The organism is Antarcticimicrobium sp. (genome assembly GCF_029212575.1).
Lineage (GTDB): Bacteria > Pseudomonadota > Alphaproteobacteria > Rhodobacterales > Rhodobacteraceae > Antarcticimicrobium.
Map to the genome: position 1 here is coordinate 35,281 of NZ_JARGPK010000010.1, position 22,079 is coordinate 57,359.

The following is a 22,079-nucleotide window of genomic DNA, read 5'->3' on the forward strand; positions in this document are numbered from 1 at the left end:
TTCTTCTCTCCTTGTGGTTTCCGGCCCCCTGTCGGGGCTCTTCTGCGGGGTTAATTTGCGTACACCGTACCGGGCAGCCAGAGCGCGATCCCGGGAAAGACCATCACCAGTATCAGAGCGCCCACCATCACCAGCGCGAAGGGGATGATCGAAACGTAGATGTCGCGCAGGCCGATCTCGGGCGGGGCCATGGCGCGCATCAGGAACAGGTTATAGCCGAACGGCGGGGTCATGTAGGCGATCTGCGTGGTGATGGTATAAAGCACACCATACCAGATCAGATCGAACCCCAGCGCGCCCACCAGCGGCACGTAAAGCGGCGCCACGATCACCAGCATCGCGGTGTCGTCCAGGAAGGTGCCCATCACGATGAAGCTGAGCTGCATCAGGATCAGGATCATCCAGGGGGACAGGCCGAGCTGGTCGGTGAACAGATCCTCGATCGCCTTGACCGCGCCGAGCCCGTCGAACACCGCGCCAAAGCCCAGCGCGGCGAGGATGATCCACATGAACATGCAGGAGATCGCCAGGGTTTCGCGCACCGAGGTTTCGAACACGTCCCTTGTCATCCGGCCCTTGAGGATCGCCGCGACAAAGGCGGCCATCGCGCCGATGGCCGAGCTTTCCACCAGCGAGGTCCAGCCGTTGACGAAGGGCAACATCATCACCGCGAAGATCGCCAGCGGCAGGATACCGGCGCGCAGCAGCCGCAGTTTCTCGGCGGTGGAGACGTTACGCTCCTCCTCCGGCAGGACCGGGCCAAGTTCGGGCTGCACCCGGCAGCGGATGTAGATGTAGAGGATGAACATCCCGGCCATCATCAGCCCCGGGATCACCCCGGCGAGCCAGAGCTGCCCGACCGGCTGGCGCGCGATCATCGCGTAGAGCACCAGCACCACCGAGGGCGGCACCAGGATGCCCAGCGAGGAGCCGGCCTGGATCACCCCAGTGACCATGATCTTGTCATAGCGCCGTTTCAGCAGTTCCGGCAGCGCGATGGTGGAGCCGATCGCCATGCCCGCCACGCTGAGCCCGTTCATCGCCGAGATCAGCACCATCAGCCCGATGGTGCCGATCGCCAGACCGCCGCGCACCGGCCCCATCCAGACATGGAACATCTTGTACAGATCGTCGGCGATCTTCGATTCCGACAGCACGTAGCCCATGAAGATGAACATCGGCAGGGTCAGAAGCGGATACCATTTCATCAGTTTCATCGCCGCCGAGAACGGGATCTCGGCGCCGCCGGTGCCCCAGAGCAGCAGCGCCGAGGCGGCACCGACGAAGCCGATGGCGCCGAACACGCGCTGTCCGGTCATCAGCATCAGCATCATCGAGCTGAACATCAGCAGGGCGATCATTTCATAGGGCATCAGATCTCTTCCCCGCGGATGCGTCCGATGTCGCGGAACAGTTCGGCCAGCGCCTGCAGCAGCATCAGCGTGACGCCCAGACACAGAAGGGTCTTGACCGGCCAGAGCCAGGGGCGCCAGGCGGTGGGGCTGCGTTCGAGATAGCCCAGTTTCTCGCCCGCCGCATCGAAGCCGCCGGTCACCAGCGTCTTGAGCAGATCCCAGAAGAAGGCAAAGGGCTCCATCCCGAAATAGCCCAGCGAATAGGCGGTGGAGCCGACCGCGCCGTAGAGCAGCACGCCGAGATAGAACATCAGGAACAGCACAGTGAAGGCATCGAACCAGGCCTTGGTCCGGGCCGACCAGCCACCATAGAACAGGTCCATCCGCACGTTGGAGCCAAGCTGGATCGAGTAGGGTCCGCCGAGGATGTAATAGGCGACCATGACGAATTGTGCGGTCTCCAGCGTCCAGAGCGAAGGGGTGAACAGCGCCTTGGAGACCGAAGACCAGAGCAGCACGCCGACCAGCGCGAAGATCAGGTACATCGCGATGCGCCCGATGAAGCGGTTGAACGCGTCGATGGCGCGGACGTAGCCGCGCAGGACCCTAGGCATGGGCGGCCTGCCCGCCCTGTGCCGCCAGCGCATCGAGCGCCGGGCGGATCAGGGTCATCAGGTCAGCGGCCATTTCCGCCACGGCGGATTCGGTCGCGACAAGGTCATTGCGGATCTCGATCATCACGTTGGGCAGCCCGTTGGCGATGCCGTGCAGCTTGAGCGAATGGGTCACGCCGTCCTCGGGGCCATAGGGATCGTTGCGGGCGATCCGGCGCTGCGGCAGCTCGGCCGCCCGCTCCAGCATGGCGTCGGCGAGGCGGCTGTCGGTATCGTGCAGGATGCCGATCTCGGTCGCGCGGGTCCGGCCGAAATAGACCGGGGTGAAGCTGTGGATCGTGATCAGCGCGGTCGGCACCCGGCGGGCGCGGCGGCCTGCGATCGCAGCGGAGACCGCGGTGCAGAACGGCCGGTAAACGGTATCGACCCGTTCGGCGCGTGCCTGCGCCGTGAGGGCGCGGTTGCCCGGCACCGCGATCAGTTCGGATTTTTCCGGCATCGCACTCTCGGCCTCGGGCGGGCGGTTGCAGTCGTAGACCAGCCGCGACACCCGCCCCGCGACCAGCGGCGAATCGAGCGCGCGGGACAGCGCCAGTGCCACGGCGCGCGCGCCGGGATCCCAGGCGGCGTGGCTGTCGCGCGCGGCGGCGGCAAGCCCCAGGCCGTCATAGCGCGCAGGGATGTGGCTGGACGCGTGTTCGCACAGCAAGAGCGCCGGCCCGGCGCCCGGCGGATTGATCAGTTCGACGGCGTTGTTTTCGGCGTCCGGCCTGCCCTCGGGCATGTGCGATCCCCCTTGTTTGGAAAAATCTTTTCACATGGGGCAATGATGTGTCAATATATCTCCAACGATAGAGGCCGGGGAAATCGTTCGCCACGCAGAGGGCGGACCGTCTGCCCGGAAAACATGCAGGAGGCAAAAGCCCGCCGGTGACCAAACCCGCCCCAACCGTGCGCGAACTGATCCGTCAGCATTATTCGGAGCTGACCCAGTCGGAGCGCAAGTTCGCCCAGGCGCTGCTGGAGAATTACCCGGCGGCCGGGCTGGCCTCGATCACCATCGTGGCCTCCAGCGCCGAGGTCTCGACGCCCACGGTCGCGCGCATGGTGCAGAAGCTGGGGTTCAAGGGGTATCCGCAATTTCACCAGGCGTTGCGGAGCGAGTTGGAGGCCAAGGGGTCCGGCCCCACCAAGCGGCGCGAGAAATGGGCCGCGGAGGCACCCGATTCGCATCTGCTCAACCGGTTCGCCCAGACCGTCACCCGCAATATCGAGCAGACCTTTTCCAACATCGACACCGGCAGTTTCGATGCCGCCGTCGCGCAGCTGGCCGATACCGAGCATCAGCTTTACGTGGTGGGCGGGCGGATCACCCGGTCGCTGGCCGATTACGCCTTTACCCATTTCCAGGCGGTGCGGCCGAAGGTGACCTATCTGACCGCCTCCTCGGCGACCTGGCCGCATTACGTGCTGGACATGGCGGCGGGCGATACGCTGTTGCTGTTCGACGTGCGGCGATACGAGGCCAACCTGGAGCGTCTGGCCGAGCTGGCCGCCGAGCGGGGCGTCCGGCTGATCCTGATCACCGACCAATGGGCCAGCCCGATCGCGCGGGTGGCGCATTTCAGCTTCAACTGCTGGGTCGAGATCCCCTCGGCCTGGGATTCCAACACCTCGACGATGATGCTGCTGGAGGCGCTGATCGCGGCAACCCAGGAGGCCTGCTGGCCCGAGACCCGCGACCGCTATGAACGGCTCGACGCGCTGTTCGACCTGACCCGGCTGTTTCGCTGAGGGGGCTTCTTTCTAGGCGCCGACCACGAAGGCGAAGACCAGCACCCAACCGGAAAGCAGCGCACCGACCGTCAGCGCGTAGCCCCCGTTCCAGCGCAGCCCCACATGGGTTGCGCTGACCTGCCCGAAGGAGCCGATCATCAGGGTCGTGGCGGTGAAGGGCGAGGTGATGCCGCCCATGGCCCAGCCGGCGGCGATCGCCGTCACCACGGCCGCCGGGGTCACCCCCATCGACGCCGCCTCCGGGATCAGCGGCGCCAGCAGGGTGACTGTCAGGATCGGGTTCATGCCGAGCTGGCCCAGCACCGGGATGATCCAGACCAGCATCACCAGCACCGCCCAACCCGGTAGCAGCGCCGGATCAAGCCCAGACCGCAGAACCAGCGGCAGCAGCAGCGGCGCGCCGATGGTCCCGATGTAGCCGGCCATCATCAGCAGCGTGATCTCGCCGCGATAGCCGGGCAGATCCTGCGCCAGGTAGCCGCGCAACCGGGTGGCCGGGCCGAAGTCGAGCCCGCCGCCGGCATGTTGCAGCGCCGCCCAGAGCGCGGCGATCACCGGCACCACCACCATGACCACCCCGACGATGCGGATGCCGGTCACCAGGTGCAGCCCGCCGACGGTGACCGCGAAGAGGGCCAGCAACAGCAGCAGCGGCGAGATCGCCATCCAGGACCCCGCGCCGCCCGCCCGCGCCCCCGGCGGCAGCGTCACCCGCGGCTTGAAGATCGTGTCGAGCGCCCAGCCGGTGCCGGCGACGATCGCCGCCGTGACCAGCCCCGGCATCACCGCATCGGCCCAGCGCGCGCCGGGGATCAGCGCGGTGGTGATCGCCATGGTGAAGGCCAGCGGCGACCAGGGCAGCGAGGAGATGAAGCCGCGCTGGATCGCAAGCAGCATGCGGCGGCGGCGATGGCTGCGGATCACCGGGTCGGGCTCCGCCGCCGCGCTGGCAGTGGCGAGGCTGCCCAGCAGGGTGATGGCGCCGTAATTCAGCAGCAGCGCGAACAGAAGCCCGCCCAGGGTCAGCGCGCCATAGCGCCGCCCCGGCGGCTGGCTGGCGAGGAACCGCCCGGCGCGGCCGATGGCGGGCGAGGTTTCCGCCACGTTGCGCAGGGTCGAGAGCGCGGTGAAGAAGGCGCCGATGAACCCCGCCGAGTAGAGGCCACGCAGCGCCACCGCCTGCCAGTCCGGGTCGGTGAGCGCCTGCGCCAGGGTCAGGGCCGCACCCACCGCGACGAAGGCGCGGCGCGAGCGGCGCACATGCAGGGAAAGCAGCGCCAGCACCGCCAGCACCAGCCAGGGGACCGGCGCCGAGGCCCAGCCCGCGCCCCATTCGGCGCAGGCGACAAGGCCGGTCAGGACGACCAGCAGGCAGGAGGTGAACCAGGTCGGGGGGGCGGCTGGCATTGGTCGGGCTTTCTCGCGGCCCCTCCGGCCTACTGCAATGCGACGGCGGCGGCAAGCCGGGGCCGATGGCCGGGGGGCGGGGGTCGGGATGCGGTGCCCCCATCGCGGGGTCGATGGCGATGGCATACCCCTATCGGGAAGTCACTCCGCGCGCCCCGGCTTTCCGGCGGTCAGGCGCCGCCCGCCGCGCCCCGCGGCCAGCTTGTGCGCCATGTCGAGCAGCGCCTTGAGCACCGGCGTGTGCGGTTCCTGATAGGGCGCGACGAGGCCCACGGCGTGCCCGTCGTGCCGTTGCCGGATCGGGATCACCTTCAGCCCGGTTCCCGCGGTCAGGAAATGCGCGATATCTGCCGGCAGCACGGTGACGCTGTTGCCGTGCTGCACCTGGGAGACCAGCACCACGGTCGAGTTCGACTCCAGTTGCGCGCTGGGGGTGATCCCGGCCTCGGTGAAGTTCTTGTTGATGATGCGCCGGTTCTGCATGTCGGGGGTGAGCAGACAGAGCCGTTGGTCGGCCAGGTCGGACCAGTCGACGCGGTCGCGCGCGGCGAGCGGATGGTCCCCGGCGCAGACCAGCGTATAGGTTTCGCGGTAGAGCACGGCGGTAGAGACCCGGCCCAGCGGTTCGTTGTCGAGATAGGAAATGCCGGCGTCGATATCGAGGTTGTCGAGCATGGTCAGCACCTCGATCGAGGTGGAGGAGCGGATAGTGAAGCTGACGTTGGGATGTTCGGCGTTGAAGGCGGCGGCCAGCCGCGAGGCGGTGGTCAGCGCGGTCGGGATCACCGCGATGCGCAGGTGGCCCGAGAGCCCGGCGTGGGTAAAGCGCATCTCTTCGCGCAGCCGCCGGGCGTCGCCGACGATCTGGCGCGCCCAGACCAGCGCACGCTGGCCCTCGGGCGTCAACCCGCCGTAGCGCGAGCCGCGCTGCACCAGCTTGACCCCGAGCTGGTCCTCGAGTTGCCGGATGCCGGTCGAGAGGGTCGGCTGGGTGACGCCGATGCTGGTGGCGGCGCGACCGAAGTGTTGTTCCTTGGCCAGTGCGATGAGCATTTCAAGCTTTCCGATCATGATATGACATTGGCACGGCAGAAACCGATAGGAAATATCTTTCAACCGGCGCTCCGGGACTGCCGCGATCACACCCCGGTGCGCGACAGCAGCCGGGCCGCCATCCCGGCACAGGCGCCGAAAAGGCGCAGATGCACGATTGCCGCCCATGGTCACACCCCCGTCATCCCGGCACCCCACCCTGCGACGACGCGCGGGAGCCTTGTCAAAGCGCCGGTTTCAGCCTTGTTGACCTCATATATTTTATTTATTCATGAAATATGGAAAAAGAATCGCTCGACCAGCTTGCCACCCTCAGCCACCCGCAGCGGATGGCGGTGTTCCGCCTGCTGATGCGGCGCTATCCCGATGCGGTTCCCGCCGGGGAGATCGCCGCCGCGCTGGACCTGAAGGCCAGCACCAATTCGGTTTACCTGTCAGCGCTGCTGGAGGCCGGGCTGGCCGAACAGCACCGACTGGGCACCTCGCTGCGCTATCGGGCCAGAATGCCCCAGGTGCAGAAGATGATGCGGTTTCTTATCCTCGACTGTTGCCGCGGGCGGCCCGAAATCTGCACGCCGTTCCCCCCTCCCACCTCTGACGGAGCCGCCGCCATGGCCGACCGGAAATACAACGTGTTGTTCATCTGCACCGGCAATTCCGCCCGCTCGATCTTTGCCGAGGCGCTGCTGCGCAGCGAGGCGGGCGACCGCTTCAACGTCTATTCGGCGGGCACCAGCCCCTATTCCGAACTGAACCCCTTTGCCGTCGAGACGCTGGCCTCCAAGGGACATGACACCACGCCGCTGCGCGCCAAGACCATCGCGGAATTCCGGGAACCGGAGGCGCCGGTGATGGATTTCGTCTTTACCGTCTGCAACCAGGCCGCCAACGAGGATTGTCCGGCCTGGGACGGCCAGCCGGTCAGCGCCCATTGGGGCATGCCCGACCCGGTCAAGGCGACCGGCACCGACGCCGAGAAGCGGCTGGCGTTCCAGCAGACCTATGGCGCGCTGCGCAACCGCATCCGCGCCTTCGCCGCCCTGCCCCTCGACACGCTTGACCGCATCTCGCTTCAGGCGGCGGTCGACGGGATCGGGGAAACCGCACTGGAAGGAGCTGCGGAATGACCAGATACGCGCTGAACGGCCTTGGCCGCATGGGCAAGCTGGCGCTGCGCCCGCTGCTGGAACGCGGCGCGCAGGTGGCCTGGATCAACGACGCGGTGGGGGATGCGGAAATGCACGCGCACCTGCTGGAGTTCGATTCCGTGCACGGCCGCTGGCCTGCCGCGTTTTCCCATGACGCGGACAGCGTCAGCATCGACGGCACCCGCCTGCCGGTGCATCAGGCCGGGCGGCTGGAGGATCTGCCGCTGGAGGGGGTCGACGTGGTGATCGACTGCACCGGCGCCTTCAAGACGCAAGCAAAACTCGCCCCCTATTTCGCGGCGGGAGTGAAGAAGGTTGTCGTTTCGGCCCCGGTCAAGGACGGGCCGACCGCCAATATCGTCTATGGCGTGAATGACCACGATTACGATCCGGCCGCGCACGACATCGTCACCGCCGCAAGCTGTACCACCAACTGCCTCGCGCCGGTGGTCAAGGTGATCCACGAGGGGCTGGGCATCAAGCACGGCTCGATCACCACGATCCACGACGTGACCAATACCCAGACCATCGTCGACCGCCCGGCCAAGGATCTGCGCCGCGCGCGCTCGGCGCTGAATTCGCTGATCCCCACCACCACCGGCAGCGCCACCGCGATCACGCTGATCTATCCCGAACTGACCGGCAAGCTGAACGGCCATGCGGTGCGGGTGCCGCTGCTGAACGCCTCGCTCACCGATTGCGTGTTCGAGGTGGAACGGGAAACCACCGTTGAAGAGGTCAACGCCCTGTTCAAGACCGCTGCCGAGGGCGCGCTTGCCGGCATCCTCGGGTTCGAGACCCGCCCGCTGGTCAGCGCCGATTACACCAACGATCCGCGCTCCTGCATCATCGACGCCCCGTCGACCATGGTCATCAACGGCACCCAGGTGAAAATCTATGCCTGGTACGACAACGAATGGGGCTATGCCAACCGGCTGGTGGATGTGGCGCTGATGGTCGGGGCCAGCCTGTGAGCCAGACCGCGACCGACCGGGGGCTGGCCGCCTATGTGGCGGTCACTGCTGCCTACTGGGCCTTCATGCTCACCGACGGGGCGCTCCGGATGCTGGTGCTGCTGCACTTTCATACGCTGGGTTTCCCGCCGGTGCAGCTGGCCTATCTCTTTGTCCTTTATGAGTTCGCCGGCTGCGTCACCAACCTTTCGGCGGGATGGATCGCCGCGCGCTTCGGGCTGACCCGCACGCTTTATGCCGGGCTGGGGCTGCAGGTGGCCGCATTGCTGGCGTTGGCCCGGCTCGATCCCGGTTGGTCGTTCACGCTTTCGGTGGTCTATGTGATGCTGGTGCAGGGCGCCTCGGGGGTGGCCAAGGATCTGGCCAAGATGAGCTCCAAATCGGCGGTAAAACTGCTGGCGCCCAAGGGCGAGGGTGTGCTGTTCCGCTGGGTCGCATTGCTGACCGGGTCGAAGAACGCGGTCAAGGGGCTGGGCTTTCTGCTGGGCGCGGCGCTGCTGGCGCTGGCGGGGTTCCATGTTGCCGTGCTGGGCATGGCAGGGGTTCTGGCGGCGATCCTGATCGCCGTGCTGATCGGCATGCCCGCCGGTCTGCCCGCCGGTCGCAAGGACGCCAGGTTCCGCGAGGTCTTTTCCGGGAACCGCAACATCAACTGGCTCAGCTTTGCCCGCGTGTTCCTGTTCGGCGCCCGCGACGTGTGGTTCGTGGTCGGCATCCCGATCTATTTCCACGCGGTGTTGTCGGACGGGTCCGAGGCGGGCAACCGGGCTGCGTTCTTTGTCATCGGCGGCTTCATGGCGGTCTGGATCATCCTTTACGGCGCGGTGCAGGTCTGCGCGCCGACCCTGTTGCGCGCCGCGTCACGGGGCGAGGCGGCGATGGTGGCGGGCGCGCGGAGCTGGGCGACGGCGCTGATCGTGGTGCCCGCCGCGCTGGCGCTGCTGACATTGCTGGCCGGGGCGCCGGCACCCTGGCTGACCGCGGCGCTGATCGCCGGGCTGCTGGTGTTCGGGGCGATCTTCGCGGTCAATTCCGCGCTGCATTCCTACCTGATCCTGGCCTTTACCGAGGACAGCCGCGTGACGATGGATGTCGGCTTCTACTATATGGCCAATGCCGCCGGGCGGCTGTTGGGCACGGTGCTGTCGGGGGCAAGTTACCAGATTGGCGGGCTGCCGCTGTGCCTCGGAACCGCTGCGGCGATGGTGGCGCTGAGCGCGCTGGGGGCGGCGCGGCTACGCCCGGTCGCGGCCTGATCCCGGCCTGATCCGGGCGGGGCGGTTCAGCCGGAGGTGGTGAAATCGCCGGTATCGAGCACCGGCGAGGCGTCGATATCCTTGGCGTCCAGCATCGAGGCGACCCGTTCCAGCGCCGCGACCAGCATCGCCTGTTCCCAATCCTCCAACGCCTCGAACTTGCGCACGTAGCGCTGTTGCAGCGCGTCGGGCGCGCGCGCGATGGCGGCGGCGCCCTTTTCGGTCATCACGATATTGGTCTGGCGCCGGTCCTTTTCCGAACGCTGCCGCTCCACCATGCCCTGGTGCACCAGCTTGTTGACCAGCGAGGTGACGGTGGCCTGCGACACCCGCATGCGCTGCGAAATCTCGGTCGCGGTGCAATTGCCGCGCTCGCTGACCAGTTGCAGAACCCGGAACTGAACCGCTGTCAGCCCCGCCGCCTGCGCCAGCTCGCGGCCGAACAGCTCGGTCGCGCGGAGAATCCGCCGCAGGGCGATCAGGCTGATATCGGTGCGATCCATTCGCCCTCCCGGACAAGAGTTATCCAATGATGACAGAGCCTTAGGTCGCCATCAATAGCCATGCGCACAGGGGTGGCAACCCGCCATATGCTTTGTTTTATCAAAGCATATATCACGATAGAACGAAGCATTTTTGGCCCATATTGGCGGCTTATCGCGCTATAAGCGACATTTTGCTTTTACTTATTGAAGTTTTTCGCGGCGATGTTACTTTGACACTCGAAGCAAACGGAGGAAGCAAATTCGTCATGCCCCAGGCACAGAACATGTCGCACGAGAAACGCCCCACCCTGCGCAAGCCCGTCGCTGAAGACGGCGGCGCGATCTGGGATCTTGTCCGCGCATGCAAGCCGCTCGATGAAAATTCCATGTATTGCAACCTGATCCAGTGCGACCATTTCCGCGACACCTGCGTCGTGGTCGAGCTGGACGGCAAGATTCTGGGCTGGGTTTCGGCCTATGTCATGCCGAGCGAGCCCGATACGCTGTTTGTCTGGCAGGTCGCCGTGTCGCCCGATGCGCGCGGAATGGGTCTGGGCACCAAGATGCTGGGCCATATCCTGGATCGCGACGTCTGCGAGGATGTCACCCGCCTGCAAACCACCATCACGCGCGGCAACGAAGCCTCGTGGAGCCTGTTCCGCCGGTTCTGCGAGCGCCGCTTCGGCCGGTTCGACTCGCAGCCGCATTTCATCCGCGACGACCATTTCATGGGGCTGCACCCGACCGAATACATGGTCACCATCAAACTGCCCGGGCGGATGAAGAAAGCGGCATAAGCCATGCTGCGCCCGCCCGTGCTCCCCAATCTATTGCTGGAAGGACTTACCATGTCGACTGACACGTCAGCCGAAATCAAGATCTTTGAACGCCGTGAATCCGAGGCCCGCAGCTATTGCCGCGGCTTCGACACCGTCTTTACCTCGGCCCGGGGCTCGGAAATGACCGATGCCCGAGGGCGGACCTATATCGACTTTCTCGCCGGCTGCTCCTCGCTGAACTACGGCCACAACGACCCGGACATGAAGATCGCCCTGATCGAGCATCTGACCGATGACGGGCTGGCCCATGCGCTGGACCTGCACACCGATACCAAGGCCGGGTTCCTTCAGGCGTTCGAGACCCATATCCTCAAGCCGCGCGGCATGGATCACCGGGTGATGTTCACCGGCCCGACCGGCGCCAACGCCGTCGAGGCGGCGATGAAACTGGCGCGCAAGGTGACCGGGCGCAGCAATATCGTGGCCTTTACCAACGGGTTCCACGGGGTGACGCTGGGCGCGCTGGCGGCCACCGGCAACGGCTATCACCGTGGCGGCGCCGGTATCGAGCTGCCCGGCGTGACGCGGATGCCCTTCGACGGGTTCTTCGGCGACGAGGTGGACACCGCCGATTTCCTCGAGGCGATGCTGCGCGACACCTCCAGCGGCGTCGACGCCCCGGCGGCGATCCTGCTGGAGACCGTGCAGGGTGAAGGCGGGCTGAACGCCGCGCGCCCCGAATGGGTCAAGCGGGTGGCCGAGCTGGCGCATGACCACGGCGCGCTGCTGATCGTCGACGACATCCAGGCCGGCTGCGGCCGCACCGGCAGCTTCTTCTCCTTCGAGGAGATGGGGATCGTGCCGGATATCGTGACGATGGCGAAATCCATCTCGGGCTTTGGCCTGCCGATGGCGCTGACGCTGGTGCGCCCGGAGTATGACGTGTTCGGCCCGGCCGAGCATAACGGCACCTTCCGCGGCAATACCCATGCCTTTGTCACCGCCCGCGTGGCGATCGAAAAATTCTGGGCCGACGACGCGTTCCAGAAATCGCTGGCCGAAAAGGCGATGATCCTGACCACGGCGCTTGGCGAGCTGGCCGAGATGATCCCCGGCGCGCGTCTCAAGGGGCGCGGGTTGATGCAGGGGGTCGATGTCGGCTCGGGCGACCTGGCCGGGCGGATCTGCGCCACCGCCTTTGGCAAGGGGCTGGTGATCGAGACCTCCGGCTCGGACGATGAGGTGGTCAAGGTGCTGGCGCCGCTGACCACCCCGGACGAGATGTTCCGCAAGGGGCTGGGCATCTTGCTGGCGTCGGCCCGCGAGGTATTGTCCGAAGAACCCAAGAGAATTGCAGCGGAGTAACAAGACCGATGATCGTACGCGACTTCAACGAAATCACCAAGAACGAGCCCGAACGCGTGGTGTCGGACGCCAAATGGTCCAGCGTGCGGATGCTGCTGGCCGACGACGGGATGGGCTTTTCGTTCCACATCACCTTTCTCGAGGCCGGTTCGGAGCATACGTTCCATTACAAGAACCACTTCGAGAGCGTCTATTGCATGCAAGGCAAAGGCTCGATCACCGATCTGGCCACCGGCGAGACCCATGAGATCAAGCCGGGCGTGATGTATGCGCTGAACGAGCATGACAAGCACACCCTGCGCGCCGAGGAAGAGCTGGTCATGGCCTGCTGCTTCAACCCGCCGGTAACCGGCAACGAGGTGCACCAGGCCGACGGCTCCTACGCGCTGGAAACGGCCTGAGCCACCTGACCCGGAACTGAACAAAGGAGGCTCGGCGCGACCCGCCGGGTAATCCCCCCCTGTGAGTTTTCCAGACCATACCGTCGAGAAGATCGGCGGCACCTCGATGAGCCGTATCCGCGAGCTGCGCGATACGCTTTTCATCGGCACCCGCGAGGGCGCCGACCTCTATCACCGCGTGTTTGTGGTCTCTGCCTTCGGCGGCATCACCAACCTGCTGCTGGAACACAAGAAGACCGGCACGCCCGGCGTCTATGCGCTGTTTGCCAATGACGACAACGGCCATGACTGGCTGGACGGGCTGACCCGCGTGGCCGATGCCATGCGCGAGGCGCATTCCGCCGTGCTGGAGCATCCCGCCGACCTGACCGCCGCCGACGAGTTCGTGCGCGAGCGGATCGAGGGCGCGCGGTCGTGCCTGTTCGACCTGCGGCGGCTGTGCTCCTATGGGCATTTCCGGCTGTCGAGCCACATGATGGTGATCCGCGAGCTGCTGTCCGGTCTGGGCGAGGCGCATTCGGCCTATGTCACCACCCTTCTGCTGCACCGCGCCGGGGTGAACGCCCGGTTCGTCGATCTCAGCGGCTGGCGTGACGAGGAGGAGCACAGCCTGAAAGAGCGGATCACCGCCGGGCTGGAACAGGTCGACCTGAGCGCCGAGATGCCCATCGTCACCGGCTATGCCCAGTGTACCGAGGGGCTGATGCGGGAGTTCGATCGCGGCTATTCCGAGGTGACGTTCTCGAACATCGCCGCCCTGACCCGGGCGAGCGAGGCGATCATTCACAAGGAATTCCACCTGTCGTCCGCCGATCCGAAACTGGTGGGCGAGGGTGCCGTGCGCAAGCTGGGGCACACCAACTATGACGTGGCCGACCAGTTGTCGAATCTGGGGATGGAGGCGATTCACCCCAACGCGGCCAAGACCCTGCGCAAGGCGGGCATCCCGCTGCGGGTGACCAATGCCTTCGATCCGGGCGATCCCGGCACGCTGATCGACGACGCCCCGGCCGATCTGCCGGCGGCCGAAATCGTGACCGGGCTGCACGCCTATGCGCTGTCGCTGTTCGAACAGGACATGGTCGGCGTGAAGGGCTATGACCAGAGCGTGCTGGAGATCCTCGCGCGGCACAAGGTGCACATCGTCTCCAAGGGCACCAACGCCAATACGATCACCCATTACCTCGACGCGCCGCTCAAGGCGGTGCGCCGGTCCGAGCGTGACCTGACCGAGAAGTTTCCCAATGCCGACGTGACGGTGCAGGGGCTGGCGCTGGTCTCGGTGATCGGGCGTGACCTGAACGGGCTGAACGCCACCCAGGCCGGGTTGGCCGCGCTGCAGGCGGCGCAGATCACGCCGCTGGCGGTCCAGCACCTGCCGGGCAGCGTCGATATCCAGTTCCTGGTCGCCAAGGACGACCGCGACAAGGCGATCAAGACGCTGCACCGGGCGCTGATCGAAAAGCCGGCGGCGGGCGGCACGCAGCCGATCCGGCTGGAGCGCAAACCGCCGCCGAAACAGGCGCCGGAAACCGGGTTCCGGCTGTCCAACGCCAGTTGATCCAAATGCAGGGATGACGGAGCGGCCGCAAGGCCAAACCGTTTGCTTCGGGGGGTGGGCCGCAAGGTCTGCCCCCTTTGCGGATGGGGCGAGGATCGCGCCCCGATTTGGGCGCGGGCATCATCAGGGCGATTGACCGTTATGGGCCCGTTGCTAGCCACGGTCACGACCGCAGCATGTTGCGCGTGCAGAATGCCGCAGGATGTCATTGAGCGATAGATGCGCATTCCCTTGGCGCAAATCAGCTTACGCAGCCATCCTCTGCTGTCGCGTCTCTTCGCGCAAGAGCGATGTCACGATACTGGCGAAACTCACTCAGCATCGGCATGCAATGATCCTGGAGTGAGCTACCCCCTGAAATTCGGACACTGACATAAGCTACGGTTTGCAGTCTGCTGATCTTCGACGAGAAGGAGATCGGAGATGTCGAAACGGAAGCAGCACGCCCCCGAGTTCAATGCGAAGGTCGCGCTGGAAGCCCTGAAGGGTGAGGAGACGGCGGCCGAACTGGCGAGCCGGTTCGGAGTTCATCCGACGATGATCCACCAATGGAAACGTGCCCTGCTCGAGGGGGCGTCCGGCGTGTTCGAGCGCGGCGGCCGGAAGAAAACCGCAAACCAAAGGAGCCCCATCATGGCACGCACTAACACGAAACGCGACAACCAGCAGCCCAACGCGCCCGAGTTCCTCGCCTGGCACGTCACCGACAAGGGCGAAAAGTCCTTCTGGAACAAGGTTGGAACCGCATGGCGGCATAAAGACGGGAAAGGCTACACGCTCCAGCTTGAAGTCGTTTCGATCAATGGCCGCATCGTCCTGCGCCAGCCGCTCGAAGAGCCGAACGGTGGCGACGGCCAAAACGAAAACGGGAGCGCGTGAGCGCTCCCGTTCTTTTACATCCCAGCAAAGCCTATCTGTCGTCGGGGAAATCCTGGAAAATGTCGTTGACCGCTGTGGTCAAGAGAGCCGCCTCGTCGTCAGTGAGCTTGGCGAACTCCTTTTCGCGGCGGCGCTTGGCTAGTGTGCCGCCGTTCTGCCTAACAAACATAATGAAGTTGTCGGCCAGTCGGTCGGGCATCTCGACCGCATTCATGATTGCGGTCATGGCGGCATCATGCCGCTTGAGATACTCGATCTCGCGGGGCAGATCGTTCTCGATGGTCCGCAGGACGCATTCATAGAGGAACTCAGCCTCGCTCGTGCAGTCGTAGAAGCGATACAGATCGGACGTATCGTTCGTGACTGCAACATTGCCGTTCGGAAGCGCGTGCCAGTCGATATATGGCATGAGTGGTCCCGAATGCCCCTGAAGGACGTTTCGGTAGTCGTCAATGCGGTCGAGCATGACGGACGAAACGGGGAAGGCCATGCCCTTTGGCGTGAACCCGCGCTCGGCCAGAACATGGTGGATCAGGCAACGGTGCAACCGCCCGTTCCCGTCAGCAAGCGGGTGAATGTAGACAAAGCCGAACGCGATACAGGCCGCTTGCAGGACAGGATCGACGTCCTCGATATCCGTGATCCGCAAGCGGTTGTTGCACTCGTTGAGACCCGTCATCAAATCCATAAGGTTTTCGTGACGCGCACCGATGAACTCCGGCACAGGCTCATGATTGTGGTCGCACTCGCCAAGGAAGACACCTTCTTCGCGATAACCGATGGTCGTGAAGCGGTCATCACCGATGAGGATGCGATGCAGCCTATAGATTTCCGTTTGGTTGAGCGGGCGTTTCCCTGCTTCGAGTACGGCACGCGCCCATCGCTCCAGACGATTGATCGGCGGTCGCTCTCCCTCAATCTCGAAGCTCGCGCGGCTGTCGGCCAGCATGAGAAAGCTCGCCGCGCGCGCGATAACCTGAGCTCCCGTCCGACCGATGGTTTCTTGTGCCTGGCTCGCGAGGTCTTTGGCGATCAGCTCTTCGAGCTTCGGTGTTCTTCGGATGATTGGGCAGAGTGCGCCTGTGCCGAGCAGGTTGTCCCGAACACGATGGCGCAGCGAAATTTTCACTTTGCCCGTGAAATATTGCTTCGGATCGAGTGCTTGGACCGCCGTGACCGTGGGTGCATCGTCAAGGGCGAGCCGCTTACCCGTTAGCGTTTCGTAGAAGAACCAAATCCTTCGGCTGAATGCACCCGTGGGCGTTCGCTTGATGAGGTCAGTCAACTCTTCGACTGGGGCAGCCTCCAGCACCCGTTTGAGTACGAGCAGGTCGATAGGTTCGTGCCGCAGCGCGAAGGTCAGATGACCTTCGAGCGTCGGTTCGGGACGATACCTTTTGTCATAGATGTCCCATCCTGCCTCGCTCCGCCTGTTGCCGCGCACAAACTTGTCCGCCGTGGACGACAGGTTTCGGACAGGAGCGGCAACATCGAGCGCATGCACCAGAGCCGACAAGCCAGCCAGTTCCGCACCCTCGGGCAAGGGGTCGTCTTGAAAAAACGCTGGTCTCAGATCATCTAGTTGCACAGGTCGAAATCCTTTCATGGGCGTCGAATATGGCGCCAAAATCCGCTCATTTGTCGAAAATCAGCATAAAGTGAAGCGTGTCGAAAATCAATCATTTATGTCGAAATTCCATCACAATACCTACACATGTCGAAAACCGCATCACCCATACTCTCAATGCGTCTTCGACGGTAGCACCTGATACAGCCGATCCAGGGTCGGATCATCGACAACGACGACCTTCACGGGGCCGTGCAGGTCTTGATTTTCGTATAGAAGTCCGAAGCACCGAGCATCGAAATGATCGGCCTCACTCGCGGTTCGGGAGATTTCAAGCGCCTCGTCCGTCATGTCGCATATCTCCTGCGGATGTACGCGCCGAGCGACATATCCGCTGCGTCCTGTTCGAGTCGCGGCCACGCGCGGCCTGCACGTCACCCTCGTCGAAAGGGCGCCGCGCATCCTCGCCCGTGTCGCCGCCGCGGAAACCGCCACCTGGATCAAGACGATGCACAGGGACCACGGGGGCGACATCCGCGAAGGCTGCGCGCTCGAAGGGCTGTCCAAGGGTGCCGGGGGATTTCGCCGCCGTCCCGAGCAACGCGCCTACCGCGTGTTCGATTTCCGCTGGAATGGAAGGGATGGGCCTGTTGTCGAACCTTATCAACCACAAGACAATGATATCGTAGTTTTTACGGATTCCCTGGCAGCCTGCGCGGTTCCCTATCCGACCGTCACGCCGAAAATTGTGCCAACGGCTGCTGTCGCGGCCATCGCGAGTGCCCCCCACAAGGTGACTCTCGCAGCACCGCGCATGAGCCCTGCGCCGCCAGCGGATGCTCCCAGGCCGCCGAGGGCCGCAAGGCCGACGATGGTCGATGCCGCCACCAGAACTGCGATCTGCGCCTCTGGCACGAGCAACACTACGATAAGCGGAACCACCGCGCCGACGGCGAAGGTAAGCGCGGAAACCAAGGCGGCTTGGATCGGGCGGGCCGTCACGGTCTCTGAGATCCCGAGTTCATCCCGCGCATGCGATCCGAGAGCGTCGCGCTCGGTCAGCTGAACCGCGACCTTCTCGGCCAGATCCCGATCGAGTCCGCGGCCCACATAGATCCGGGTCAGTTCTTCGAGCTCGGCTTCGGGCGTTTCCTCGAGTTCGCGGGCCTCGCGCGCAAGGTCGGCTTGCTCGGCGTCGGTCTGGGAACTAACCGAGACGTACTCGCCTGCAGCCATCGACATCGCACCGGCCACGAGCCCGGCGAGACCAGCGATCAGCACTTCCGGCTTTCCGGACCCGGCCGCGGCCACGCCAACGACGAGGCTCGAGGTCGACACGAGACCGTCGTTGGCGCCGAGAACAGCGGCACGCAGCCAGCCGATGCGATGAACCATATGGACTTCGGTATGCGAAAGGCGGCTCACGGCGTAACTCCTTCGGGGATGTCGGCCTGCCCGTTGGAGACGGCCCGCGGTTTCTGTGTGGCTGGTTCGTGCGGCGCGATCCGGAGGGCCGCGAAGGCGATGGTCACGGTGACGGCGAGAAAGCCCAGCGACCAGCGGTCCGCCAGACGCGACATCGGCGCCTTGGACGCCTGCGCTTCCTCCACCAGCCGGACGATACCGGCATAGGTGCTCTCGGCCGCGCGACGGGAGGCCGCCAGATCGAACGCATCGCCTGCATTGGTCGAGCCGCTCATGGCCTCGGCCCCGCGCGAAAGGCGCACCGGCAGCGACTCGCCGGTCAGCGCGGAGGTATCCGATAAGGCCGCCTCGGAGGCCACCGTGCCGTCCACCAGCACCACGTTGCCCTGCCGGATCAGCAGCCGGTCGCCGGGAGCGATTTCGTCGAGCCGCACGTCTTCGAGGCCGCCATTGCGATGCCGTGTCGCCGTCCGCGGAACCCGGGACAACAGGTCGTGCATCTCGCGCCGGGCACGGCCTTCGGCGAAGCTTTCCAGGAAGGTGCCGCCGGAATACATCACCGCGACGACAGCCGCCGCGAGGGTCTCGCCGAAGACGAGCGCGGCGGTCATCGACAGCGCCGCGACGATATCCAGCCCGACCTCACCGCGCCTGATGCTGCGCAGGATTTCGACCGCGAGCGCGGCGAGGGCTGGAACAACCCCGGCGAACCAGACGATGTTCGCGATGTCGCCCATGCCAGCCAAGTAGAATGCAAGACCCGTGATCAGACCGATAACGGCCAGAAGCAGAATTGCGGTCTTGAAGCGATCGGTACGGGTCTGGTCCATGCCGCTTATCTCCCCTCAGCTGGGGTCATCGCAGCTGGCTTTTCGGAAAAAAGTGATCCGACTCCCACGCCCCTCGCGCTTCCGCCATTTTCGCGCAGGAGGAATAGGGCGTCGAGCCCTTGTTCCCTTGCGAGTGCCGCGCCCCTCTCCGGGCCAAGCACCATCAGCGCCGTCGCCCAGGCGTCGGCTTCGGCACAGCTGCCGGCAACGACGGTGACAGAGGCAGGCGGCGCTATCAGCGGCGCGCCACGCCTCGGATCCATGGTGTGCGACAGGCGTCGTCCCTGCACCTCGACCCAGTGGCGGTAGTCGCCCGACGTCGCCACGGCGGCGTCCTGCAGCGCGAGAATCGAATGGGAAGTCCGGCGCTCCGTGTCCGGCGCTTCCACCGCGATGGTCCACGCCGTGCCGTCCGGCCGGAGGCCTGTCGCGCGCATTTCCCCATCGATTCCGACAAGGGCGTTGTCGATTCCGTGATCGCGGAGTGTCTCGGCCAGCCGGTCCACGCCATAGCCCTTCGCGATGCCGTTCAGGTCCAGCGCGATGGGCGCGGCCTTGCGCATGTGATCGCCGTCGAACTCCAGAACCTCATGCGCCGGGCGACGTGGGGCTGCCATCGCTGCACGGATCCCATCGGGCGCGGCGGCCTCCGGCCCGAAACCCCAAGCCATCACCGCATCCCCCATGCCTGTGTCGAAGGCCCCGCCCGAGGCGCGCCCGATCTCTCGGCCAAGGCGCAGGACGTGCCCAAGGCGCGAGGGCACCGCCACCCAATCGCCCGCAGGCGCTGCGTTGAGCCGCATCAGATCGCTGTCGGGCTTCCAGATCGACATCTGTCCGTCCACTTCGTCCACGGCCGCTTGCAGCGCCACGCAGATCGGGTCGGGGTCGATGCCCGGCTCGGCGTAGAACAGAGCCGACCAACGCGTGCCCATCGTCGGGCCGTTCAATGCGACGCGCGCGCGCTCAGTAGACATCTTCAACATACCGCCCCTCCGCCTTCAGGACCACTGGCGTGAGCCCGGCCGGCGCGAGGATCTCGGCCAGCGCATCGGACACGCCCGCAGCCATGTCCCGTCCACCGCAGACCATCACGCGAGCGCCATTGCGGACGAGGTCCGCGACCTGAGTGGCCTCACCCCGCAGCGCGTCCTGCACGTAGTGGGGCCGCGCCCCGCGCGAGACGGCCGTGACCAGGCGGGTCAGACGCCCCTCGTCCTGCCAGGCCGCAAAGTCCTCGCCGTAGAAGAAATCGCTGTCGGGATGGCGCATGCCGAAGAACAGGTGGATCGGCCTGCCGTGCCCGTTGCCGCGGACAAAGCCCGCGAGCGGTCCGATGCCGGTCCCCGCGCCGATCAGGATCAGCGGCGCGCGGCTCGGGCCCGGGCGGAAGCCGGGGTTGCGGCGGAGAAAGGCGGTCACCGTTTCGCCCGGCTTCAGCGCCGTGAGCTGGCCCGAACAGAGGCCGCCGGCATGCTTTTTCACGACGATCTCGATGAACCCGTCGCGGCGCGCGGAGGCGAGTGAATAGAGGCGCGGGACGGCGCTTCCGACCGGAACGACGCCGACGAGGTCGCCTGCCGTGAATCGGGCGAACCCGGAACCGGTCAGCCGCTGCCAGAGCGAAACGCGCGGCAGGGCGAAGCGCAGGATCGCGGTCGGGGCCTGCACCTCGGCGCCGTAGTCCCGGCGCGAGACGAGGGTCAGCGTCTCTGTCGTGGGCAGCACGGGCTGGTGCGACAAGTCCAGGGGGGTTCCGAGCGCCTTGCCGAGTGCACGGCCCCAGCGGGCGAAGTCCTGCGGCGACTGGCGGTCGATGGTGTCGAGCGCCATCAGTTCGGGCCAGCCCTTCGCTTTTGCCGACGCCGCGATGGCCTTGGCGAAGGCGCAATAGGCCGGAAAGCTGCGGTCGCCGAAGCCGAGCACGGCAAGAGGAATGTCAGGCGCGCGGCCGATAGCGCTGAGCCGGTCTAGGCCCCCCTTTGCCGAAGCCGGCGCCGCACCGTCGCCATAGGTCGCGGCGAGCACGATGATCCGCTCGGCCCTTGTGTAGCGTTCCGGGGCGAATCCCGACATCGCGCCGACATGGACGCTCTGCCCGGCTTCTGTGAGCGCGGCGTGGAGCGTCGCGGCGAAACCCCAGGTGCTGCCGCCCTCGCTGCCGACGAGCAGGATCGTCTGGGCGCGCGCAGCGGGATGGTTGCCGCGGATGCGGGGCCGCCCGCGCCGCCCGGCGAGCCAGACCAGCACGCCGGTTGCGCCCATTGCCGGCACGCCGAGGGCCATGAGCCCCAGCACGAGGCCAAGCGTCGCCGCCCCCTGTCCGGTGTGCAGCATGTAGATGGTTTCCGAGACGCGCTCCCACCCGGTCAGATCGGTCCAGGCCAGCAGCGCGCCTGTGCCCTGGTCGAGATATCCGGTTCCCAGGTCAGTCTTAAGCGTGAAGGTGTCCGTCGCATCGCCGGGATAGGGAAAACTCAACTCGCGCAGCTCGGCGACGGGCGTCTGCCTGAGGGTTGGCATCTGGTCGGGAGCGAATCCGGTTTCACCGCTTACCTCGGCGGGGAAGGCTGATGTGGCGCCGCCGTCGGGAAGCAGATCAAAGGTGGACGCCGTCATCCACAAAGCCGTGATGGACGAGAGCGCAAGGCCTATCACGGCAATGCGAGCGATCTCGACGTGAAGACGACCGGCGAGCGGACCGCGCGGAGGCGCGAACCAGAACCGCCAACCGCCCGCCCGCCGCGCGACCAACGCCGCGCCCGAGAGCGATAGGATCAGCATAGCCGCCGCTCCGGCAGCCATGGCGATGCGCCCGGAGTCACCGAAGAACAGCGAGCGGTGCAGGTTGGTGAGCCAGCGTTCGACCTGGTTCGGGTCGGCGGAGGCCACGCCCTCACCCGTTGCCGGATCGATCACGGCGGCGCCCGGCGCGCCCTGGTCGAACCAGTAGGCCGTTATCCGGCCCGAAGGCGCGCGGCGGATCTGTTCGACGCCGGGATAGACCGCCAGGATGCGGTCCGCGAGGGCGGCGACCTCGAGCCCGGTCTCCGCCTGCGGCGCGGCGATGCGCTCGACCGCGGGAAAGACCGACAACGCCGCGCCGCTGAGCGCGAGGATGGTGACGAACGCGAGGGCCAGCAGACCCGGCCAACGATGGAGTGCACGGATCATGGCCCCGCT

The 22,079-nt window shown here is 65.7% G+C and carries 19 protein-coding genes and 3 pseudogenes; 10 read left to right on the forward strand and 12 right to left on the reverse strand.

The annotated features are described in order from the left end of the window. Positions 1-50 precede the first annotated feature (50 nt). Genes P1U75_RS01655 through P1U75_RS01665 form a run of 3 tightly spaced genes read right to left on the reverse strand, consistent with a single transcriptional unit; the run spans position 51 to position 2,753 of the window. On the reverse strand, positions 51-1,373 hold the full coding sequence (locus P1U75_RS01655) for a TRAP transporter large permease subunit (protein ID WP_300238999.1): 1,323 nt from the start codon (positions 1,371-1,373) through the stop codon (positions 51-53). Then, positions 1,373-1,969, reverse strand: coding sequence for a TRAP transporter small permease subunit (locus P1U75_RS01660; RefSeq protein ID WP_300239001.1), 597 nt, complete (start codon positions 1,967-1,969; stop codon positions 1,373-1,375). Before P1U75_RS01660 ends, P1U75_RS01655 begins: the two co-directional genes overlap by 1 nt. Then, a complete protein-coding gene (locus P1U75_RS01665; protein WP_300239005.1) occupies positions 1,962-2,753 on the reverse strand; it encodes an N-formylglutamate amidohydrolase in 792 nt (263 codons plus the stop codon). Before P1U75_RS01665 ends, P1U75_RS01660 begins: the two co-directional genes overlap by 8 nt. A 146-nt stretch (positions 2,754-2,899) precedes the next feature. Between P1U75_RS01665 and P1U75_RS01670 the strand changes: the two genes are divergently transcribed. Further along, entirely contained in the window at positions 2,900-3,763 is an 864-nt protein-coding gene (locus P1U75_RS01670; RefSeq protein WP_300239007.1) for a MurR/RpiR family transcriptional regulator, read from the forward strand. A gap of 12 nt (positions 3,764-3,775) precedes the next feature. On the opposite strand, the gene P1U75_RS01675 is transcribed toward P1U75_RS01670, so the two are convergent. Beyond that, positions 3,776-5,173 (reverse strand): hypothetical protein, encoded by a 1,398-nt coding sequence (locus P1U75_RS01675; protein WP_300239009.1) that lies wholly within the window; start codon positions 5,171-5,173, stop codon positions 3,776-3,778. Between the two features lie 141 nt (positions 5,174-5,314). Next, positions 5,315-6,244, reverse strand: a complete 930-nt coding sequence (locus P1U75_RS01680; RefSeq protein WP_300239012.1) for a LysR family transcriptional regulator — start codon at positions 6,242-6,244, stop codon at positions 5,315-5,317. A 260-nt stretch (positions 6,245-6,504) separates the two neighbouring features. On the opposite strand from P1U75_RS01680, the gene P1U75_RS01685 reads away from it, so the two are divergent. From P1U75_RS01685 to arsJ, 3 genes are read left to right on the forward strand one after another with little or no spacing between them, the layout of a single operon-like run. Beyond that, complete coding sequence (locus P1U75_RS01685; protein WP_300239015.1) at positions 6,505-7,353, forward strand: helix-turn-helix domain-containing protein; 849 nt, start codon at positions 6,505-6,507, stop codon at positions 7,351-7,353. Beyond that, positions 7,350-8,348: an ArsJ-associated glyceraldehyde-3-phosphate dehydrogenase gene (locus P1U75_RS01690; RefSeq protein WP_300239018.1), complete on the forward strand. Its 999-nt coding sequence runs from the start codon at positions 7,350-7,352 to the stop codon at positions 8,346-8,348. Before P1U75_RS01685 ends, P1U75_RS01690 begins: the two co-directional genes overlap by 4 nt. Continuing rightward, positions 8,345-9,604 (forward strand): organoarsenical effux MFS transporter ArsJ, encoded by a 1,260-nt coding sequence (gene arsJ, locus P1U75_RS01695; RefSeq protein ID WP_300239020.1) that lies wholly within the window; start codon positions 8,345-8,347, stop codon positions 9,602-9,604. Before P1U75_RS01690 ends, arsJ begins: the two co-directional genes overlap by 4 nt. 26 nt (positions 9,605-9,630) lie before the next feature. Here arsJ and P1U75_RS01700 read toward each other — a convergent pair whose 3' ends face one another. After that, positions 9,631-10,107, reverse strand: coding sequence for a MarR family transcriptional regulator (locus P1U75_RS01700; protein WP_300239023.1), 477 nt, complete (start codon positions 10,105-10,107; stop codon positions 9,631-9,633). A 248-nt stretch (positions 10,108-10,355) separates the two neighbouring features. Here P1U75_RS01700 and ectA point away from each other — a divergent pair, with 248 nt between their 5' ends. From ectA to P1U75_RS01725, 5 genes and pseudogenes are all read left to right on the forward strand, one after another. Further along, a complete protein-coding gene (ectA, locus tag P1U75_RS01705) occupies positions 10,356-10,886 on the forward strand; it encodes a diaminobutyrate acetyltransferase (RefSeq protein ID WP_300239026.1) in 531 nt (176 codons plus the stop codon). A 51-nt stretch (positions 10,887-10,937) separates the two neighbouring features. After that, on the forward strand, positions 10,938-12,233 hold the full coding sequence (gene ectB / locus P1U75_RS01710) for a diaminobutyrate--2-oxoglutarate transaminase (protein WP_300239028.1): 1,296 nt from the start codon (positions 10,938-10,940) through the stop codon (positions 12,231-12,233). 8 nt (positions 12,234-12,241) lie between these two features. Further along, on the forward strand, positions 12,242-12,634 hold the full coding sequence (locus P1U75_RS01715; protein WP_300239029.1) for an ectoine synthase: 393 nt from the start codon (positions 12,242-12,244) through the stop codon (positions 12,632-12,634). A 61-nt stretch (positions 12,635-12,695) separates the two neighbouring features. Then, entirely contained in the window at positions 12,696-14,195 is a 1,500-nt protein-coding gene (locus P1U75_RS01720) for an aspartate kinase (RefSeq protein WP_300239030.1), read from the forward strand. Positions 14,196-14,618: 423 nt separating this feature from the next. Then, a pseudogene (locus P1U75_RS01725) lies at positions 14,619-14,783 on the forward strand (transposase); the annotation flags it as partial. 322 nt (positions 14,784-15,105) lie between these two features. Here the strand turns inward: P1U75_RS01725 and P1U75_RS01730 are convergent. Then, positions 15,106-16,662 carry a Fic family protein gene (locus P1U75_RS01730; protein ID WP_300239032.1) on the reverse strand — a complete coding sequence of 519 codons (1,557 nt, stop codon included), beginning with the start codon at positions 16,660-16,662 and terminating at the stop codon, positions 15,106-15,108. Positions 16,663-16,815: 153 nt separating this feature from the next. Continuing rightward, positions 16,816-16,992 carry a hypothetical protein gene (locus tag P1U75_RS01735; protein WP_300239035.1) on the reverse strand — a complete coding sequence of 59 codons (177 nt, stop codon included), beginning with the start codon at positions 16,990-16,992 and terminating at the stop codon, positions 16,816-16,818. Here P1U75_RS01735 and P1U75_RS20565 point away from each other — a divergent pair. Beyond that, positions 16,991-17,206 (forward strand): annotated as a pseudogene (locus P1U75_RS20565) (FAD/NAD(P)-binding oxidoreductase); the annotation flags it as partial. The gene P1U75_RS01735 and the pseudogene P1U75_RS20565 sit on opposite strands and share 2 nt — an antisense overlap. 158 nt (positions 17,207-17,364) lie before the next feature. Here the strand turns inward: P1U75_RS20565 and P1U75_RS01740 are convergent. The 4 genes and pseudogenes from P1U75_RS01740 to P1U75_RS01755 all read right to left on the reverse strand — a co-directional run bounded on the left by P1U75_RS01740 (position 17,365) and on the right by P1U75_RS01755 (position 22,070). Beyond that, positions 17,365-18,066 carry a VIT1/CCC1 transporter family protein gene (locus P1U75_RS01740; RefSeq protein WP_300239038.1) on the reverse strand — a complete coding sequence of 234 codons (702 nt, stop codon included), beginning with the start codon at positions 18,064-18,066 and terminating at the stop codon, positions 17,365-17,367. An 86-nt stretch (positions 18,067-18,152) separates the two neighbouring features. Then, positions 18,153-18,896, reverse strand: a pseudogene (locus P1U75_RS01745) (heavy metal translocating P-type ATPase); the annotation flags it as partial. 5 nt (positions 18,897-18,901) lie between these two features. Further along, positions 18,902-19,882: an FAD:protein FMN transferase gene (locus P1U75_RS01750; protein WP_300239042.1), complete on the reverse strand. Its 981-nt coding sequence runs from the start codon at positions 19,880-19,882 to the stop codon at positions 18,902-18,904. Continuing rightward, entirely contained in the window at positions 19,863-22,070 is a 2,208-nt protein-coding gene (locus P1U75_RS01755; RefSeq protein ID WP_300239045.1) for a PepSY domain-containing protein, read from the reverse strand. The genes P1U75_RS01750 and P1U75_RS01755 overlap by 20 nt, the downstream gene beginning before the upstream one ends. Between the last annotated feature and the right edge of the window lie 9 nt (positions 22,071-22,079).

What these genes read in the sequence shown, in the direction of transcription:
- P1U75_RS01655 (WP_300238999.1), bottom strand. Translation starts at nt 1,373, where the DNA reads ATGCCCTATGAAATGATCGCCCTGCTGATGTTCAGCTCGATGATGCTG.
- P1U75_RS01660 (WP_300239001.1), bottom strand. Translation starts at nt 1,969, where the DNA reads ATGCCTAGGGTCCTGCGCGGCTACGTCCGCGCCATCGACGCGTTCAAC.
- P1U75_RS01665 (WP_300239005.1), bottom strand. Translation starts at nt 2,753, where the DNA reads ATGCCCGAGGGCAGGCCGGACGCCGAAAACAACGCCGTCGAACTGATC.
- P1U75_RS01675 (WP_300239009.1), bottom strand. Translation starts at nt 5,173, where the DNA reads ATGCCAGCCGCCCCCCCGACCTGGTTCACCTCCTGCCTGCTGGTCGTC.
- P1U75_RS01680 (WP_300239012.1), bottom strand. Translation starts at nt 6,244, where the DNA reads ATGATCGGAAAGCTTGAAATGCTCATCGCACTGGCCAAGGAACAACAC.
- P1U75_RS01685 (WP_300239015.1), top strand. Translation starts at nt 6,505, where the DNA reads ATGGAAAAAGAATCGCTCGACCAGCTTGCCACCCTCAGCCACCCGCAG.
- P1U75_RS01690 (WP_300239018.1), top strand. Translation starts at nt 7,350, where the DNA reads ATGACCAGATACGCGCTGAACGGCCTTGGCCGCATGGGCAAGCTGGCG.
- P1U75_RS01700 (WP_300239023.1), bottom strand. Translation starts at nt 10,107, where the DNA reads ATGGATCGCACCGATATCAGCCTGATCGCCCTGCGGCGGATTCTCCGC.
- ectA (WP_300239026.1), top strand. Translation starts at nt 10,356, where the DNA reads ATGCCCCAGGCACAGAACATGTCGCACGAGAAACGCCCCACCCTGCGC.
- ectB (WP_300239028.1), top strand. Translation starts at nt 10,938, where the DNA reads ATGTCGACTGACACGTCAGCCGAAATCAAGATCTTTGAACGCCGTGAA.
- P1U75_RS01715 (WP_300239029.1), top strand. Translation starts at nt 12,242, where the DNA reads ATGATCGTACGCGACTTCAACGAAATCACCAAGAACGAGCCCGAACGC.
- P1U75_RS01735 (WP_300239035.1), bottom strand. Translation starts at nt 16,992, where the DNA reads ATGACGGACGAGGCGCTTGAAATCTCCCGAACCGCGAGTGAGGCCGAT.
- P1U75_RS01750 (WP_300239042.1), bottom strand. Translation starts at nt 19,882, where the DNA reads ATGTTGAAGATGTCTACTGAGCGCGCGCGCGTCGCATTGAACGGCCCG.
- P1U75_RS01755 (WP_300239045.1), bottom strand. Translation starts at nt 22,070, where the DNA reads ATGATCCGTGCACTCCATCGTTGGCCGGGTCTGCTGGCCCTCGCGTTC.